At 67.3% G+C, this 18,392-nt stretch carries 13 protein-coding genes; 5 read left to right on the top strand and 8 right to left on the bottom strand.

What is annotated here, in order from left to right; genetic code table 11:
* Positions 1 to 329: 329 nt before the first annotated feature.
* The 5 genes from E5S69_RS31640 to E5S69_RS31660 form a co-directional block, all read right to left on the bottom strand.
* Positions 330 to 3,527 (bottom strand): efflux RND transporter permease subunit, encoded by a 3,198-nt coding sequence (locus E5S69_RS31640; RefSeq protein WP_171518263.1) that lies wholly within the window; start codon positions 3,525 to 3,527, stop codon positions 330 to 332.
* Between the two features lie 3 nt (positions 3,528 to 3,530).
* Positions 3,531 to 4,763, bottom strand: coding sequence for an efflux RND transporter periplasmic adaptor subunit (locus E5S69_RS31645; protein ID WP_171518264.1), 1,233 nt, complete (start codon positions 4,761 to 4,763; stop codon positions 3,531 to 3,533).
* 261 nt (positions 4,764 to 5,024) lie between these two features.
* Positions 5,025 to 5,663, bottom strand: coding sequence for an MOSC domain-containing protein (locus E5S69_RS31650; protein ID WP_116355203.1), 639 nt, complete (start codon positions 5,661 to 5,663; stop codon positions 5,025 to 5,027).
* Between the two features lie 151 nt (positions 5,664 to 5,814).
* On the bottom strand, positions 5,815 to 6,987 hold the full coding sequence (locus E5S69_RS31655) for an MFS transporter (RefSeq protein WP_171518265.1): 1,173 nt from the start codon (positions 6,985 to 6,987) through the stop codon (positions 5,815 to 5,817).
* Between the two features lie 300 nt (positions 6,988 to 7,287).
* Entirely contained in the window at positions 7,288 to 8,313 is a 1,026-nt protein-coding gene (locus E5S69_RS31660; protein WP_171518266.1) for a D-2-hydroxyacid dehydrogenase family protein, read from the bottom strand.
* A gap of 511 nt (positions 8,314 to 8,824) precedes the next feature.
* Between E5S69_RS31660 and E5S69_RS31665 the strand changes: the two genes are divergently transcribed.
* A complete protein-coding gene (locus E5S69_RS31665) occupies positions 8,825 to 10,681 on the top strand; it encodes a phosphoenolpyruvate carboxykinase (GTP) (protein WP_171518267.1) in 1,857 nt (618 codons plus the stop codon).
* Between the two features lie 275 nt (positions 10,682 to 10,956).
* On the opposite strand, the gene E5S69_RS31670 is transcribed toward E5S69_RS31665, so the two are convergent.
* Together E5S69_RS31670 and E5S69_RS31675 are read right to left on the bottom strand one after the other, a co-directional pair.
* Entirely contained in the window at positions 10,957 to 11,634 is a 678-nt protein-coding gene (locus tag E5S69_RS31670; protein ID WP_171518268.1) for a response regulator, read from the bottom strand.
* Positions 11,631 to 13,043 (bottom strand): cache domain-containing protein, encoded by a 1,413-nt coding sequence (locus tag E5S69_RS31675; protein WP_171518269.1) that lies wholly within the window; start codon positions 13,041 to 13,043, stop codon positions 11,631 to 11,633. The genes E5S69_RS31670 and E5S69_RS31675 overlap by 4 nt, the downstream gene beginning before the upstream one ends.
* Before the next feature lie 565 nt (positions 13,044 to 13,608).
* Here E5S69_RS31675 and E5S69_RS31680 point away from each other — a divergent pair.
* The 3 genes from E5S69_RS31680 (at position 13,609) to E5S69_RS31690 (ending at position 16,576) form a co-directional block, all read left to right on the top strand.
* A complete protein-coding gene (locus tag E5S69_RS31680) occupies positions 13,609 to 15,681 on the top strand; it encodes a carbon starvation CstA family protein (protein ID WP_171518270.1) in 2,073 nt (690 codons plus the stop codon).
* A gap of 25 nt (positions 15,682 to 15,706) precedes the next feature.
* Positions 15,707 to 15,901, top strand: a complete 195-nt coding sequence (locus tag E5S69_RS31685; protein WP_012354346.1) for a YbdD/YjiX family protein — start codon at positions 15,707 to 15,709, stop codon at positions 15,899 to 15,901.
* 222 nt (positions 15,902 to 16,123) lie between these two features.
* Positions 16,124 to 16,576: a hypothetical protein gene (locus tag E5S69_RS31690; RefSeq protein WP_171518271.1), complete on the top strand. Its 453-nt coding sequence runs from the start codon at positions 16,124 to 16,126 to the stop codon at positions 16,574 to 16,576.
* 262 nt (positions 16,577 to 16,838) lie between these two features.
* Here E5S69_RS31690 and E5S69_RS31695 read toward each other — a convergent pair whose 3' ends face one another.
* On the bottom strand, positions 16,839 to 17,129 hold the full coding sequence (locus E5S69_RS31695) for a hypothetical protein (protein WP_171518272.1): 291 nt from the start codon (positions 17,127 to 17,129) through the stop codon (positions 16,839 to 16,841).
* A gap of 201 nt (positions 17,130 to 17,330) precedes the next feature.
* Here E5S69_RS31695 and E5S69_RS31700 point away from each other — a divergent pair, with 201 nt between their 5' ends.
* The gene (locus E5S69_RS31700) at positions 17,331 to 18,272 is read left to right on the top strand and encodes a LysR family transcriptional regulator (RefSeq protein ID WP_171518273.1); all 942 of its coding nucleotides are present in this window, start codon (positions 17,331 to 17,333) and stop codon (positions 18,270 to 18,272) included.
* The last annotated feature ends 120 nt before the right edge of the window (positions 18,273 to 18,392 follow it).

Below are 18,392 nucleotides of genomic sequence, written 5' to 3' on the forward strand. Positions count from 1 at the left end.
AAAGAAATCGGACGCTGGCTGGCGGAAAACCGTTAAGGGTGGCTGGCTCGCGTAAAGGCGCTGCCCCGCTGGCTAGGCCGCGGGTGACGCCGTTTAGTTAACGAGAATTATTATCATTTAAGACGGATAGGTAAACGACTTAACTTAGAGGACGTGGCGCGCATGCCACATGTATGGGATGTTCGCGCCTTGAGCCGCATTCATCGTTTGCAAAACCCGCTCGCGCGGGGGAAGTCCAGTAGCGCTGCGCCGGCTGGCGCAAGCCTTGGACGTGCCTGGCGAGTTCCTTGCGGAATCTGGCGAATAGCAGGCTTTTCCCGCGATCGCCCTCAGTGCTGGCGCACCGTCTCCCCGGGCACCTGCTGCGGCAGCTTGTTGCCTTCCGCGTCGATCTGCAGCGGCCCCGTGCCCGAGAACCGGTCCAGCGCCAGGTAGATCACCGGCGTGATGAACAGCGTGATCACCTGCGAGAACAGCAGGCCGCCCACCACCGCCAGGCCCAGCGGTTGGCGCAGCTCGGCGCCGGCGCCCAGGCCCAGTGCCAGCGGCAACGCGCCCATCACCGCGGCGAAGGTGGTCATCATGATCGGCCGGAAGCGCAGCAGACACGCCTGGCGGATCGCCCTGGCCGGCGTCATGCCCTGCTCGCGCTGCGCCGCCAGCGCGAAGTCGATCATCATGATGGCGTTCTTCTTGACGATGCCGATCAGCATCAGCACGCCGATCACCGCGATCAGCGACAGCTCGACGTTAAAGATAAAGAGCGTCAGCAACGCCCCCACCGCCGCCGACGGCAAACCCGCCAGGATGGTGAGCGGGTGGATGTAGCTTTCATACAGGACCCCCAGCAGCGTGTAGATCACCGCGATCGCCGCCACCAGCAGCACGATCTGCGTGGCCTGCGACGACTGGAACACCGCCGCGTCGCCGCCCCAGCTGGTAAAGATCGAGGTGGGCATGGCGATTTCCTGCCGGTAGCGGTCGATGCGCGCCGACGCGTCGCCCAGCGCCGCGCCCGGCGCCAGGTTGAACGACACCGTCACCGAAGGCAGCTGCCCCTGGTGGTTGACCGCGATCGGCCCGACCCGGCGCTCGGTGCTGGCAAAGGCCGAGACCGGCACCATCTGCCCGGTCTTGCTACGCACATAGAGCTTGGAGAACGCGCTTTCGTCGGTGCGGTCGGCATCGGCCGCCTGCAGGATCACGTAGTAGTTGTCGATCGGCGTGTAGATGGTCGACACCTGGCGCTCGCCGAAGGCCGAGTACAGCGCGGTGCGCACGTCCTGCATCTGCACGCCCAGCGCGTTGGCCTTGTCGCGGTCGATGGTCAGGTGCGCCTCGAGTCCGGATTGCTGCGAGTCGCTGGTGACGTCGCGGAACACGCTGTCGGCGCGCATGCGGGCCATCAGCTTGTCCGAGTAGTCCTGCAACTGCCCGGCCTTCACGCTCTGCAGCGTGTACTGGTAGCGGCTCTTGCTCTGGCGCCCGCCCAGCTGCAGGTTCTGCACCGGCGCGAAGTACACCGCCAGCCCCGGCACGCCGGCCACGTCGCGCCGCAAGGATTCGATCACCCTGGGCATGGCCTCGCGCTCGCCGCGCGGCTTCAGTTCGACGAACATCCGCCCGGTATTGATGGCCGGCGACGGGCCGCCGCCGATGGCCACCACGATGCTCTTGACCGCCGGGTTGGCGCGCATGCGCTCGGCCGCGTCGCGCAGGCGCTCTGACATGGCGTCGAAGGAAATATCTTGCGGGCCTTCGGCGTTGACGCGGATCTGGCCGATGTCTTCTTCCGGGAAGAAGCCCTTGGGGATCGCCACGAACAGCACCGCGGTCAGCACGAAGGTCAGGCCCGCCGCCACCAGCACCGTGCGGCGGTGCGCCAGGCACCAGTCCAGGCCGCGCGCATAGCGGTGCAGCGTGAATTCGAACAGGTTCTCGAACCACTGCGTCGAGCGCATGCCGAAGGTCTGCGGCTGCGCCACGGCGGGCTGCGCCGCCGCGTGGTCGCCATAGGCATGGTGCGATTCGTCGACCGGCACGTTCTCGGCCGACAGGAAGCGCGCGCACAGCATCGGGATCAGCGTCAGCGACACCAGCGCCGACACCAGGATCGACAGCGACACCACCGCCGCGAACTCGTGGAACAGCAGCCCGATCACGCCCGGCATGAAGAAGATCGGGATGAACACCGCCACCAGCGAGATCGAGATCGACAGGATGGTGAAGCCCATCTCGCGCGAGCCGACCAGCGCGGCCTTCAGCGGCGGCACGCCTTCCTCGATATGGCGCACGATGTTCTCGAGCATGACGATGGCGTCGTCCACCACCAGGCCCACCGCCAGCGTGATCGCCAGCAGCGAGACATTGTCCAGGCTGTAGCCGAAGGCCTTCATCAGCGCCACCGTGCCGATCAGCGAGATCGGCAGCGACACCGTCGGGATCAGCGTCGCGGCGGCGCGGCGCAGGAACAGGAAGATCACCAGCACCACCAGCGCCACCGTCAGCGCCAGCGTGAACTGCACGTCGTGGATCGATTCGCGGATCGAGCGCGAGCGGTCGTTGACCACCGACACGTTGATCGAGCCCGGCATCTGCTGGATCAGGCGGGGCAGGGCGGCATGGATTGCGTCGACCACGGCGACGGTGTTGGCGTCAGGCTGGCGCAGCACGGCCAGCACGATCGAGCGCTCGTTGTTGAGCCAACTGCCGGTCTTGATGGTCTCGACGCTGTCCTCGACCTCGGCCACGTCCGCCAGCCGCACCAGCGCGCCGTTGGGCTGGCTGGCGACGATGATATTGCGGAAGGCGTCGGCGCTGGTCAGCTGCCGGTTTGCCTGGATCGTCAGGGTCTGGCGCGCGCTGTCGAGGGTGCCCACCGGGGTGTTGGCGTTGGCGCGGTTCAGCGCGGTGGCCAGCTCGTCCAGCGTCAGCCCGCGCGCGGCAAGCGCGTCCGGGTGCGCGCGCACGCGCACGGCAAAGCGCTTCTGCCCGAAGATCTGCACCTGGGCCACGCCCGGCAAGGTGGCCAGCGTGGGCGAGATCAGGTTGTCGCCGAAGGCGTTCAGGTCGGCCAGGCTCATCGCCGGCGAGTTGATTGCCAGCAGCAGCACCGGCGCATCGGCCGGGTTGACCTTGCGGTACGACGGCGGCACCGTCATCTCGATCGGCAGCGAACGCTGCGCGCGGAACAGCGCCGCCTGCACGTCGACAGCCGCGTCGTCGATATTGCGGTCGTTGTTGAATTCGATGGTGATGCTGGAGTTGCCGAGCGTGTTCGACGAGCTGATCACCGACACGCCCGGGATCGTCGCGAACTGCTTTTCCAGCTGCGTGGCCACCGAAGCGGCCATGGTCTCGGGGCTGGCCCCGGGCAGCGTCGCGGTGACCTGGATCACCGGCGAATTGAAGCTGGGCAGCGCGGCAATCGGAATGGTCGGATACAGCACGATGCCGGTGACTACCACCGCCAGGCACAGCAGCACCGTCATCACCGGACGGCGGATGCAGAGTTCGGAGAGCGTCATGGCTCAGTGCCCCGCGGGGGCGGGGCGGGCGTCCGCGGCAGAAGCCGCGCGGGCGGGCGCCTCGCGCACCAGCGCGCCGGGGCGCAGGTTCTGCGTGCCTTCCACTACCACTCGGGCGCCGGGCTGCACCCCCTCGACCACGGCGGCGGCGGCGGTGGTGGTCACCACCCGCACCGGCACGCGTGCCACCTTGCTGTCGGGCTGCACCACATAGACGAAACGGCCCTCGGGCCCGGTCACCACCGCCTGCGGCGGCACCGACAGCGCGCCCTTCAGCGTCTGCACCACGGCGTTGACGGTGGCGTAGGTGCCCGGCCACAGCCGCTGTTCCTCATTGTCGAACTGCGCCTTGACGCGGATGGTGCCGTACTGCGGATCGACCGTGTTATCCACAAAGGTGATCCGGCCGGTCACCGGCGCCTTGCTGCCATCATTGGGCTGCGCGGTGACCTGGACCGGGCCGGCCCGCAGCGCCTCGCGCAGCGCCGCCAGCTGGCGCTCGGGCAAGCTGAAGGTGACGGCGATCGGCTGCACCTGGGCGATGGTGACCATTGGCTGCGCGCTGTTGGGCAGCACCAGCGAGCCCGGGAAGGCATTGATCACGCCGGTGCGGCCGCTGATGGTGGCGCGGATGGCGCCGTAGCTGACCGCCACGCGGCTGGCTTCGATCGCGGCCTGGTCGGCGCGCACGGTGGCGGCAAAGCCGTCGACCTTGGCCTGCGCGGTATCGACCGCGCTCTTCGAGATGAAATTGCGCTGCAGCAGCTCCTGGCTGCGCGCCAGCGTGCGGCGGGCATCGGCCAGGTCGGCCTGGTCGCGCAGCAGCTGCGCCTGCGCCTTGGCCAGGTTGGCCTCGTCCATGCGGGTATCGAGCGAGAATAGCGCGTCGCCGGGCTTGACGGTCTGGCCTTCCTTGATATGGACGGTGCGCACGGTGCTGGACACTTGCGGGCGCACCTCCACCGTGGACAGCGCCGTGACATTGCCGTTGGCCGAAACCTGCAGCGGCACGTCGCCTTGCTGCACCGGCGCGGTCGACACCACCGCCGCCGCCGGCGGCTTGGGCGCCGGCTTGGGCGCGAACCAGGTGCGCCAGGCCAGCCAGCCCAGGCCGGCCATGACCAGCACCACGGCCACCACCACCCACGGCGATACGCGGCCGCGCCCGGTCCCGGCGGCCGCCCTCCAGTTGCTGTCGACAAAGCCCTTGGGCTGGTCGATCCTGTCTGATTTCATGTTGTGTGGACCCTCTGCCCCGCGTCTTCAGCGCCACTCCCCGTGTACCGCCCGGCCTGTTGTGCCCAGATGTTGCCGGTGCGTGTCGCGCAAAGACTCTACTAGTACCGCGCTTCGCCCGCCGGAGCCAGCGCCGCGTATTACAGTCCGTTACAGAGGTGCAAGGGTCTGGTAATGCCCGGCGCCGGCAAACGCCGTCCGGGCCACAGGGGAGGCCGGAGAGGTGTGTAGCGGGGCGCTTGTATGGTTAGACAAACATTATCAGAAAAGCTGCCGCCGGCCATCGCGGCGCCACTGATTTACGCTGTCGACCGACAATTCCCGTGGTCCGGCCTGCACAATCACGGCGTCGCCGGCGCGCACTTCGCCCTTGAGCACCACGCTGAGGTAGACCCCGGAGTAGCCGCTCTGGACCATGTCGCGCACCGCATGGCGGTAGCCCAGCGCGGCGTTGAACTTGTAGCAGGGCTGGCGCGGCGCTTCCACGCGCAGCAGGGCGGTGCCGACCCGCACCAGGTCGCCGATCCATAGCGCGGACTCCAGCAGGCCTTCCAGCGTCAGGTTTTCGCCCATCGCGCCATAGGGAAGCGGCGGGCCGGACTCGGGCTGCGCGCAGGCGCGGCGGCGGGCGTTCCACCAGGCGTAGTGCTCGGACGGGTAGGCGTAGACCGCCTTGTCCAGGCCACCATGCACGGTCAGGTCGCCCTGCTCGTCGCCGGCCAGGCCCAGCGGCTGCACCTGGACCCGCAGCGGATGCAGCAGCGTGCTGACGGGGTGCTTGCGGATACCGGACAGCACCACCGCCTCGGTGCCCGCCCCTGCCACAACCAGCGGGATGGCCTTGCCCAAACTGACCGCCAGCACACGCGCAAGGCCGGGCCAAGGTCTGGAATCGCTCACGTGCGCCCCCGCTTCGTGATGGTGGAAAGGGATGTGGATAAGCTGCGGATATCCCTGAGGATAACGGGGCGGATAAGGCTGTGGACAAGTGCTTGGTGCGGTTCCTCACAAGCAGCCGGAAACGGGGGACGGCGGGCGTTTCAGCGCGGCATCATACCTGCTGGGCCGCTTGCGGCGGCTGCCAGCGGCAACCCAGCAGGCGCGCCCGCTGCGACACCGCCAGCGCCGCCAGCATCAGCGCCGCCGCGCCCCAGTGCAGCGTGTCAGGCCCGGCCACGGTATAGATGGCCGCGCCCGCCATGGCACCGGCAGCCTGGCCCAGGTAGATCGACGAGGAATTCAGCGAGATCGACACCGACGCGCGCTCCGGCGCCAGCAGCACCAGCCGCGCCTGCTGCGCGCTATTGGTGGCAAAGCCGCCCACGCCCCACAGCATGAACAGCGCCACCAGCGCCACGCTGCCCAGCCCGGCCAGCGGCCACAGCACCATTGCCGTGATCGAGGTCAGCAGTGTCACCTGCACGATCCGGCTGGGCGTGACCCGGTCCATGCGCGACGCCGCCATGGCGTTGCCGAACACGCCGCAGGCACCATAGGCCAGGAACATCAGGCTGAGCGCGCCGCCGCTGATGCCGTAGACATCGCGCATCAGCGGGGCGATATAGGTAAACAGCGTAAACATGCCCGCCGACGAGATCATGGTGGTCAGCACCACCAGCATCACCGGCTTGTGGCGCAGCACCGCGCCCCAGGCCTCGCGCCCGGCCGGCGGCACCATCAGCCCGCGCGGCAGCGCGCGCCAGACCGCCGCCGACACCAGCAGCGCCATCACGCCGACCAGCGCCATGCTGACACGCCAGCCCAGCGTGCTGGAAATCCACGTGCCCAGCGGCACGCCCACCACGCTGGCGATGCTCCAGCCCAGGAACACAAAGCTGATGGCCCGCCCCCGGGTCTGCGCATTGACCAGCAGCGGCAAGGTGGCCGCGGTCTGCGGCGTATAGATGGCCGCGCCGATCGCGGTCAGGAAGCGGATCGCCATCAGCGCCGCAAACCCGGGCGCGAACGCCGCGGCCAGGTGCATCACCCCGTAGACCAGCAGCGAACCGGCCAGCAGCAGCCGGCGGTCGATGCGCGAGCCGAGCGTGGCGAACAGCGGCGCACCGATGCAGGTGGCCAGCGCGAACACCGAGATCAGCTGCCCGGCACTGGCCGCGCCCAGCCCGAAATCGCCGGCAATGTCGTTCAACATGCCGGTAACGATCATCGCGCCGGTGCCGATGACGAAATTGCCGACGCAGAGCGTCACGAGCCTGGGGTCCATGCCGGCCTTGGGAGGTGGGGAGGGCGCGGGGGCGCCTTGCTTTGTTCGGGACTGCCGCGGCCATTGCGGCCGGCGGTTAGGGAAGTCCCGAGTGTAGCGGCTTCGGCGAATTCGCGTTCGCGAGAGAATTGACGCCTGCCACAGCCAACACCGTGCGAACAGGGCACCCCTCTCCCGCGAAGTGGGAGAGGGGTGGGGGAGAGGGCCGGAGCGTCAACGAAGTGACGCGCGTCGGTATGCCAGCGCCTGCCCTCTCCCGCGGGCGGGAGAGGGGAGCAAACCGAAGGTAGTCGAAACCCTTCAGCGCGTCAGCACCGGCGCCAGCGCCTTCGGGTTGACGATGCAGTCATGCTTGCCGTCCAGCACGTCCAGAATGTTCTGGAACGCCGTGCGGAAGTACAACTCATAGCTGTCGCGCTCCACATAGCCCAGGTGCGGCGTGCAGATGCAGTTTTCCATGCGCAGCAGCGCGTGGCCCTGCAGGATCGGCTCGGACTCGAACACGTCGACCGCCGCCATGCCTGGGCGGCCCCGGTTCAGCGCGGCGACCAGGGCGTTTTCTTCCAGCAGTTCGGCGCGGCTGGTATTGACGAACAGCGCGGTCGGTTTCATCGCGGTCAGGTCGGCCTGCTTGACGATGCCGCGGGTGTCGTCGTTCAGGCGCAGGTGCAGCGACAGCACGTCGCTGTCCGCGAACAGCTGTTCCTTCGAGGCCGCCACCTCCAGGCCATCGGCGCGCGCGCCCTCCAGCGATGCCTCGCGGCCCCATACCAGCACCTTCATGCCGAAGGCGCGGCCATAGCCGGCCAGCAGCCGGCCGATCTTGCCGTAGCCCCAGATCCCCAGGGTCTGGCCGCGCAGCACCTGGCCCAGGCCAAAATTGGGCGGCATCGTGGTCGATTTGAGGCCCGACTGCTGCCACGCGCCATGCTTCAGGCTGGCCACGTACTGCGGAATGCGGCGCTGGGCCGCCATGATCAGCGCCCAGGTCAGCTCGGCCGGCGCCACCGGCGAGCCGACGCCTTCCAGCACCGCCACGCCACGGTCGGTCGCCGCCTCCAGGTCGATATGGCTGCCGGGACCGGCGCCAACCCGGCCGGTCTGGCTGATCAGCTTGAGCTTGGGCAGCTTTTCGAGCAGTTGGCGGGTGATGCGGGTGCGTTCGCGGATCAGCACCACGGCTTCCACATCGGAAAGGCGCGCGGCCAACTGGCCTACGCCCTTGACGGTGTTGTTGAACACCTTGACGTCGTGCCCCTCCAGCAGGCTGAAGCACGGCAGCTTGCGCACCGCATCCTGGTAATCGTCTAGTACGGCAATCTTCATCGGCAACCCTGGTTGTCTTCTGGACCTTGTGCCAGTTGGTGCGCGCGCCCACTGAGCCGCGCGCCGGCCAACAGTATTGTTGTGAAACGTTGCGAACCCCGCTCCGGCGCGCCGCAACCCCGGCTGCGGGCGGTGCAAAACGCGCGCCGGCCCGCGCCGGCGATTGTTGCGCAGCAAAAAACAGGGGGGTGCGCCAGTGGTATCCTTGCCCGCTCCGGTGCCGCCACGGATTGTCGGTCGAGCCTTGCTCCCGTCACCCGGCTGCCTCCGGACAAAGCCCGGCCGGCATGTGCAGGCCACCTTGCGCGGGCGAAGCGCCACTGTAGCGCAGCCGCCGCGGCCGCCGCGACCTTTTGTGCGAACCGGGCCGCCGCGCAGTTGTAACGGGATGTGACGACCGCGGTGCGGCTCCAAAAGTGACGCATCGGCGGTGCGATCGCACCCGGCCTGCCGGCCAGGCTTTGCAAGGATTCCTTCCCTTCCTTCCCTTTACAAACCTGGAGTTTGCAGTATGAACCACCCCACGATGCAAGGTACGGCAGCCGTCAATGCGCCGGCCTGGGTCAAGCACCCCAAGCTGATTGCCTGGGTCGCGGAAATCGCCGCGCTGACCAAGCCCGACAACATCTACTGGTGCGACGGCTCGCAGGAAGAATATGACCGGCTGTGCGAGCAGATGGTCGCCGCCGGCACCATGCAGCGGCTGAACCCGGCCAAGCGCAAGAACTCTTTCCTGGCCCTGTCGGACCCGTCGGACGTGGCCCGGGTCGAAGACCGTACCTTCATCTGCTCCGAGCAGCAAGAAGATGCCGGCCCAACCAACAACTGGACCCCGCCGGCGGAGATGCGCCAGACCCTGGCCGGCCTGTTCGACGGCTGCATGCGCGGCCGTACCCTGTACGTGGTGCCGTTCTCGATGGGGCCGCTGGGGTCGCCCATTGCCCATATCGGCGTGGAACTGTCGGATTCGCCGTACGTGGCGGTCAACATGCGCATCATGACCCGCATGGGCAAGGCCGTGTATGAGGTGCTGGGCAGCGACGGCGCCTTCGTGCCGTGCGTGCACACCGTCGGCAAGCCGCTCGCCGCCGGCGAGAAAGACGTGGCGTGGCCGTGCAATCCCACCAAGTACATCGTGCATTTCCCGGAAACGCGCGAGATCTGGTCGTTTGGCTCGGGCTACGGCGGCAATGCGCTGCTGGGCAAGAAGTGCTTTGCGCTGCGGATTGCGTCGACCATGGGCCGCGATGAAGGCTGGCTTGCCGAACACATGCTGATCCTGGGCGTGACCTCGCCCGAGGGCAAGAAGTACCACGTGGCAGCGGCCTTCCCGTCGGCCTGCGGCAAGACCAACTTCGCCATGCTGATCCCGCCCAAGGGCTTCGAGGGCTGGAAGGTCACCACCATCGGCGACGACATCGCCTGGATCAAGCCGGGCCAGGACGGCCGCCTGTACGCGATCAACCCGGAAGCCGGCTACTTCGGCGTGGCGCCGGGCACCAGCGAGAAGACCAACTTCAACGCGATGGCGACGCTGAAGGAAAACGTCATCTTCACCAACGTCGCGCTGACCGACGACGGCGACGTCTGGTGGGAAGGCATGACCAAGGAGGCGCCCGCGCACCTGATCGACTGGCAGGGCAAAGACTGGACCCCGGAGATCGCCAAGGCCACCGGCGCCAAGGCCGCGCACCCCAACGCGCGCTTCACCGCGCCCGCGTCGCAATGCCCGTCGATCGACGACAACTGGGACAACCCGGCCGGCGTACCCATTGATGCGTTCATCTTCGGCGGCCGCCGCTCGACCACCGTGCCGCTGGTGACCGAGGCGCGCAACTGGACCGAGGGCGTCTACATGGCCGCCACCATGGGCTCGGAAACCACCGCTGCGGCCGCCGGGCAGCAGGGCGTGGTGCGCCGCGACCCGTTCGCCATGCTGCCGTTCTGCGGCTACAACATGAGCGATTACTTCGGCCACTGGCTCGAACTCGGCAAGAAGCTCGAAGCCGCGGGCGCCACGCTGCCGAAGATCTACTGCGTCAACTGGTTCCGCAAGGACGCCGACGGCAACTTCGTGTGGCCGGGCTTTGGCGAGAACATGCGCGTGCTGTCGTGGATGATCGACCGCGTGGAAGGCAAGGGGCAGGGCGCCGAGCATGTGTTTGGCACCTCGCCGCGATACCAGGACCTGAACTGGAACGGCGTCGACTTCTCGCCGGCGCAGTTCGAGCAGGTGATCTCGATCGATCGCGATGCGTGGCAGCAGGAGCTGGCGCTGCACGACGAGCTGTTCAGCAAGCTGCGGCAGCACCTGCCGCAGGCGCTGGTGGAAACGCGCGCGGCGCTGGGCAAACGGCTGGAGGGATGATCCCCGGAATTGACGCCTGACGAAGCAACCGGTATCGCGCCGGCTTGCTCCCCTCTCCCGCTTGCGGGAGAGGGGCAGGGGTGAGGGCAGGAGGATCAAAGGCTGAAGCCGGTGGCTTTAAACCGGTGGCTCAGCTTGATGGGATTCCTTGCCAGACCACCCCTCACCCCGGCCCTCTCCCCATCAGGGGAGAGGGGGAACACCTTGCCTTGGCAAGTTCGGGCGGTTTTGGCGCGCAGCAAACCGCTCTTTTCGTTTGCATGGTGGGCCGGCCATCACCCCGCCTCGCTATCCCCCAGCGTCTCCACCGCATACTTCACCAACCCCGCCCGCCCTTCGATCCCCAGCTTGCGCTTCAGATTGAGCCGATGGGTCTCGACGGTGCGCACCGATACCTTCAGCTGCGCCGCGATCTCCTTGTTGGCCAGGCCGCGCCCGATGCCGCGCAGGATATCGCGCTCGCGCGGCGTGAGCGCATCGAGCGGGCCGGCCGCCGGGCTTTGCTCGGCCATGCCGCGCGCGATGCGCGCGCTGTAGAACACGCGTCCGGCCAGCACCGAGCGGATCGCCGCGATCAGTTCGTCGGCCGGGGCGTCCTTGAGCACATAGCCGCGCGCGCCCGCGCGCACCGCCTCGCGCACGTATTCCAGGTTGTCGTGCATCGACACGATCAGCACCGCCAGTTCCGGATAGCGGTCGTGCAGCGCCGCCGCCAGCGCAATCCCGCCCATGCCGCGCATGCCGATATCGGTGATCACCAGGTCCGGCATGTCGGCCGCGCCGGCCCGTTCCAGCCACGCCAGCGCGGCTTCGCCGTCGTCGGCTTCGCCCACCACGCGCAGGCCGGGCTGCAAGGCCAGGTGCATGCGCATGCCGTCGCGCACCAGCGCGTGGTCGTCGATCAGCAGCACGCGGGCCGGTGCTGCGGTGTCTTCGGCAAGAAACTGGATCATGACTGCGAGGGTCCTGCGGAAATGGCATCGCGTGCGACGGCGACGGCGGCGGCGCTGGCCAGCGGCAGCGAGGCGATGATCTGGGTACCGCCGGTGCCGGAAAGGATGTCGAACTGCCCGCACAGCGCGGCGATGCGCTCGCGCAGGTTGCGCAGACCAATGCCGCGCTGCGGGTCGGCCTGCATGCGCGCGACGTCGAAGCCGTGGCCGTCGTCGCGCACCGCCAGGCGCGTGGCATCGGCATCGAAGGCGAGCGAGACTGACACGCGCCGCGCGCCGGCGTGGCGCTCGACATTGGTCAGCGCTTCCTGGGCAATGCGGAACAGCGCGGTGGCCTGCTCGTCGGGCAGTTCGCGCGGGGTACCGCTTTGCGTCACGCCGATCTCGAGGCCGCTGCCGCCCTGCATCTCGCGCGCCAGGTGCTGCAGCGCGGCGAACAGGCCGAGGTCATCGAGCAGCGCCGGGCGCAGGTTGCGCGCCACGCGCCGAACCTCATTGAAGACAGTGTCGAGCCGGTTCAGCGCCATGCCGAGCACCGGTGCCACCGCCGCGCCTTCGGCCGGCGCCAGGCGCAGCCGGTTGGCGGCGGTTTCCAGCACCAGCTTGACCGAGACCAGCAACTGGCTGATGCCGTCGTGCAGCTCGCGCGACAGCCGCGCGCGCTCTTCTTCCTGCGACTGCACCACGCGTTGCGCCAGCTGGCGCAGCTTGGCGTCGGCCTCGCGGTGTTCGCTCACGTTCAGCGCCAGGCCGCTGGCCGCCACCAGCAGGATGCTGATGCCGGCAATCACGCCGATCCACGCCATGGTTTCGCGGATATCGGTCTCGGCGCGCGCGTCGAGCTGGCGCAGCGTGCTTTCGACGTCATCCAGGTAAATGCCGGTGCCGAGCATCCAGCCCCATTCGGGCACCGCCACGACGTAGCCAAGCTTGGGCGCGAGCTGCTGCGACGAGGGCTTGCGCCACTGGTAGCGCACCGCGCCGCCACCGCCCCTGGCTGCGGCAATCAGTTGCTGGATGGTGGGCGCGCCCTGCGGGTCGCGCAGCGTCCACAAGTCCTGGCCAACCAGCTCGGGCTGGCGCGGATGCATCAGGTTGCGGCCCTGCAGGTCGTACAGGAAGAAGTAGCCGTCGGGGCCATAGTCCAGCCGCGCCAGCGCTTCCATCGCCGCCTCGCGCGTGGCGGCGTCGTTGCGGCCGGAGCGCACCAGCGGTGCGATGGCGCTCTGCGCCAGCTCCACGTAATGGCGCAGCTCGGTCTCCTTGCTCTGCAGGTAGGCGGCTTCGACCAGCGTGCGCTCGTGCTGCGCCAGCTGGGTGGCCTGGAAGCGCACGGCAAGCGCGATGCCGAGCATCGCCACCGCAAGCGGCGCCACGGCGAGCAACAGGATCTTTTGGCGGAGTTTCATACAGGACCAGGGGGATCGGGGGTAAACACCGATGCCGCGCAGGCGGCATGCCACCGTCGACTTGCGTAGTACTACGCAGAAGTGCTGCGTAGTTACGCGCTTGTGCCGGGTTTGGCGGCTGTCAATACTACACGCCGGACGCGCAAGCCGCCCTGTGGCCTGTTCCCCAGGTAGCTTGCCAAAATGAAATCGTCCAGTTCGGCGCCAGGCTAGGCGCGAGGAGGCGCCATAGCCGTAGCTATGGCAACGACGAGCAACGACGCATGGCGGCGAACTGGGCGATTTCATGGCAAGGGACCTGGGGAACAGGCCACAGGGCGGCGCGGGTCCACGCAGTTGGTGCACCGCCTACCCGGTTGGTGCATCGCCTGCCTGCCAGACGAGATCCGGAAACGACACGAACCGGGCGCGCAGCAGCCTCAATTCCAGCAGCCCGGGAGACCCCTCACCGCCGGATTGCCCACGCTGCCCGCCCCGGCGCGCCCGCCGCCGACCCGCCCGTTGCCAGTTGCCAGTCCTTCGCCGCCGCAGGCTTTACAAATTCCGGTCTGAGGAGACCTTCACTATGAATCGCATCGGAGAACACCTGGTGTGGCTGGCCGTCGCCATCCTTGGCGCGTTTGCCTTCGGCACCGTCGCGCTGGCGCGCGGCGAAGCCGTCAGCGCGCTGTGGATCGTGGTTGCCGCGCTCTGCATCTACCTGATTGCCTATCGGTACTACAGCCGCTTTATCGCCGACAAGGTGATGCAGCTCGACCCGAAGCGCATGACCCCGGCCTGGCGCCACAACGACGGCCTGGACTACGTGCCGACCAACAAGGCGGTGCTGTTCGGCCACCATTTCGCCGCGATCGCCGGCGCCGGCCCGCTGGTCGGCCCGGTGCTGGCCGCGCAGATGGGCTACATGCCGGGCATGCTATGGCTGCTTGCCGGCGTGGTATTCGCCGGCGCGGTGCAGGACTTCATGATCCTGTTCATCTCCACGCGCCGCGACGGCCGCTCGCTGGGCGACCTGGTCAAGTCCGAGATGGGCACGGTGCCGGGCATGATCGCGCTGTTCGGCTGTTTCATGATCATGATCATCATCCTGGCCGTGCTCGCGCTGATCGTGGTGAAGGCGCTGGCGGACTCGCCGTGGGGCACCTTTACCGTGGCGGTGACGATCCCGATCGCGCTGTTCATGGGCGTCTATACCCGCTACATCCGCCCGGGCCGCATCGGCGAAGTCTCGGTGATCGGCTTCGTGCTGCTGATGCTGGCCATCCTCGGCGGCCAGTACGTGCATGAAAGCGCCGTGCTGGCGCCGCTGTTCACCTACGACGGCAAGGCGCTGACCTGGATGCTGATCATCTACGGCTTTATCGCCGCCGTGCTGCCGGTGTGGCTGCTGCTGGCCCCGCGCGACTACCTGTCGACCTTCCTGAAGATCGGCACCATCATCGCGCTGGCCGTCGGCATCCTGATCGTCGCGCCGGAGCTGAAGATGCCGGCCTTCACGCAATTCGCCGAAGGCGGCGGGCCGGTGTGGTCGGGCAACCTGTTCCCGTTCCTGTTCATCACCATCGCCTGCGGCGCGGTGTCGGGCTTCCACGCGCTGATCTCGTCGGGCACCACGCCCAAGCTGCTGGAGAACGAGACCCACGCACGCTTCATCGGCTACGGCGCGATGCTGGCCGAGTCCTTCGTCGCCATCATGGCGCTGGTGGCCGCGGCGGTGATCGAGCCCGGCGTGTACTTCGCCATGAACAGCCCGGCCGCCGTGATCGGCACCTCGCCGGAGGCCGTGGCGCAGGCAGTGTCGACCTGGGGCTTCGTCATCACCCCCGACGTGCTGATCCAGACCGCCAAGGACGTTGGCGAGAACACCATCATCTCGCGCGCCGGCGGTGCGCCGACGCTGGCCGTGGGCATCGCCCACATCCTGCACCAGGTGGTCGGCGGCCAGGCCATGATGGCGTTCTGGTACCACTTCGCCATCCTGTTCGAGGCGCTCTTCATCCTGACCGCCGTCGACGCGGGCACCCGCGCCGGCCGCTTCATGCTGCAGGACCTGCTGGGCAGCTTCGTGCCGTCGCTCAAGCGCACCGACTCGCTGCCGGCCAACCTGATCGCCACCGCGCTGACCGTGGCGGCGTGGGGCTACTTCCTGTACCAGGGCGTGGTCGATCCGCTGGGCGGCATCAACACGCTGTGGCCGCTGTTTGGCATCTCCAACCAGATGCTGGCCGCGGTGGCGCTGGTGCTCGGCACCTGCGTGCTGGTCAAGATGAAGCGCGGCCAGTACGCCTGGGTCACGCTGGTACCCACGGTCTGGCTGCTGATCTGCACGCTGACCGCCGGCTGGCAGAAGCTGTTCCATGCCGACCCGAAGGTCAGCTTCCTGACCCACGCCGCCAAGTTCAGCGCCGCCATCGCCGAGGGCAAGGTGCTGGCCCCGGCCAAGTCGATGGAGCAGATGCACCGCATCGTCTTCAACGACTACCTGGATGCCGGCCTCTGCGCGCTGTTCATGGTGGTGGTGCTGTCAATCGTGTTCTACGGCTTCAAGACCGCTATGCAGGCGCGCGCCGTGAACCGCCCGACCGACAAGGAAACGCCGTTCGAGCCCCTGCCGGGCGCCGCTTCGGCCCAGTCCTGATCCAGACATCGACAAGGAGCCCGCCATGCTGGAACAACTTGGCACCATGGGCCGGTACCTGGGGCAGTCGCTGCGGCTGATGGTCGGGCTGCCTGACTACCAAACCTATGTGGCGCATATGGAAAGCACGCATCCCGACCGTGCGCCGATGAGCTACGAGGAGTTTTTCCGCGAGCGCCAGGAAGCGCGCTACGGCGGCGGCCAGGGAAAGTGCTGCTAGAGGCACGCAAACCGGCGACGCCGGACCATCGGTCCGGCAAACAATGCAGACAGGCGATCACACGATCGCCTGTCTTTTTATTAAGTGTTGTATTTTCACCGCGCCTTGTAATCGCCGGATACCGTTTCTCGAGGGGGTTACAGGGCTTTACAGGTGGTTACAGCAACGGCGCGGCTCCTTATCTACACTTGCGACACATCATGGCAAATAGAGGAAAAAGATATGACTCGCCATCCCGTTCGCAACCTGACCGTTGCCCTTGCCCTGGCGGCCTGCGCGCTGCCGGCCGTTGCGGGCGACATGAACAATGCCCTCGGTGGCGCCCTCGGCGGCGTCGCCGGTGCCGCAGTCGGCGGCGCGCTGGGTGGCAGCACCGGCGCTGTGATCGGCGGGGCAGTGGGCGGCGGCGCCGGTGGCGCAGTCACCTCCAACCGCCGCGAGCGGACTGGCGCCATCATCGGCGGCGCGCTCGGCGGCGGGGCCGGCACCGCGGCGGGCAACGCCATGGGCGGGCGCACCGGTGGCCTGATCGGCGCGGGCCTCGGTGGCGGCGCCGGCGCGGCGCTGGGTGGCAACGTCTCGCGCAGCAATTCGTACGACGACGACCGCCGCTACTACAAGAGCAATTACAAGCGCAAGAAGCACAAGCACCACCGCCACCACTACGACGATTGAGTCGCAGCGGGGTCAGCAAAACGGGCCGTCATGGCCCGTTTTTCTTTGCGCCGGCAGCGGCCGCGTGCCATTTTGCTTTGCGGCGTCTGGCATAATCAGTTGCAGTTCGGCCCAGACGCACCGGCGCCAGAAACAAAGAAGCCCGCTACCGGAACCGGTGCGGGCTTCTTCTCCAATAAAGCGGGAGAGGCGCGCGGGCGCTCTCCTAAAGACCTGTGGAGACCAGGTGCAAGCGGGCTGACCGCACCAGTGCTGGCTTGGCTTAGAGCGGTGCGCGATCGGTGGTGGTGTCGTACTTCGCGCCTTCCGAGAAGGTGTTGAACTTGCCGGTGCGCGCGCCATCGGTGAAGGTATCGAACTTGCCGGCCTTGGCACCGTCCGTGTACGGGTCAAACTTGCCGGCACGCGCGCCATCGGCATAGACGTCGAAGCTCGCCACCTTGGCGCCGTCGGTGTAGACGTCGAACTTGCCGCTCTTGGCAAAGGCGGGGGCGGCCGACAGGGCGGCAGCAACGGTGGCGACAGCGATCAGGGCGTAACGGTTGGTTTTCATGATTCAGGCCTTTCTTGTAGCGTGGACGCCTGATCCGGCACCTTCAGGCGAAGGGCATGTTGCATTGCGGCATCCGATGGCTAGATATTAGGCATTTCCCTCATATCAATAAATATCAGGATCCACAATGATTAGTTTTGATTCGGACAATAAAATAGGCTGATTGTGTAAGAATTCAGCAGAGAATCGGGAGACTATGTCATGGATCGCCTGCAGTCGATGCGTGTGTTTTCCAAAGTGGTGGAGCTCGGCAGCTTCGCGCGTGCAGCGCAGCAGCTGGAAATGTCCAACGCGGTCGTCACCCGCTACGTGGCCGACCTGGAAAGCCATCTCGGCACGCGCCTGCTCAACCGCACCACTCGCAGCCTGTCGCTGACCGATGCCGGCGAAACCTACCTGCAACGCTGCCAGCAGATCCTGGAAGACGTGGAGGAAGCCGAAAGCGTGGTCACGGCCCGCAGCCAGTCACTGTCCGGCACGCTGCGGCTGGTGACGCCGGTCATGTTCGGCCTGCACCTGCTGCCAGGCCTGCTGTCGCGTTTCCAGCAGCTTTATCCGGAGGTGGTGTTCGACGTGATCCTGTCGGACCGCAATGTCGATATCGTCGAAGAAGGCCGCGACGTGGCCGTGATGCTGTCGGACCTGGGGCTGGGCTCGCACCTGGTCGCACGGCCGCTGATTTCGGCCGAGGTGATCTTGTGCGCCTCGCCCGGCTATGTCGCGGCGCATGCGCCGATCCGCCATGCCCATGAGTTGAGCCACCATCGCTGCATCGCCATGCGCCTGCCCAGCGCCGAGCACGAATGGACACTGCTGGGGCCCGAAGGCGAACTCACCGTGCCTATCCGCCCCGGCCTGCTGTGCAGCAACGCCGAACTGGCGCACCAGGCCGCACTGGCCGACATGGGCGTGGCCATGCTCTCGTCTTACCTGGCCCGGCCCAATATCGAATCGGGCCGGCTGGTGCACGTGCTGCCGCAATACCAGTTGCCCCGGCGCGATGTCAGCGTGGTCTATCCCAGCCGCAAGTTCCTGCCCACCAAGGTGCGTGCCTTTATCGACTTCCTGCTGGAAGAAGGGCAGGTGGGGGACAAGCAGGCGCAGCCTGTCGCCAGCCTGGGCGCCCACGCCTTGCGCACCTGAACGGCAGCGCGCCGGTTGCGCAGCGCAGACAGCAAAACGCCCGGCAATGAACTGCACCCCAAGAGTTGGACGCCGATCCAACCTTGGGGTGTTTTTCATGGTGAGACACGACGAGCAACT

Source organism: Cupriavidus necator (assembly GCF_013141915.1).
In the GTDB taxonomy this organism is placed as follows: domain Bacteria; phylum Pseudomonadota; class Gammaproteobacteria; order Burkholderiales; family Burkholderiaceae; genus Cupriavidus; species Cupriavidus necator_B.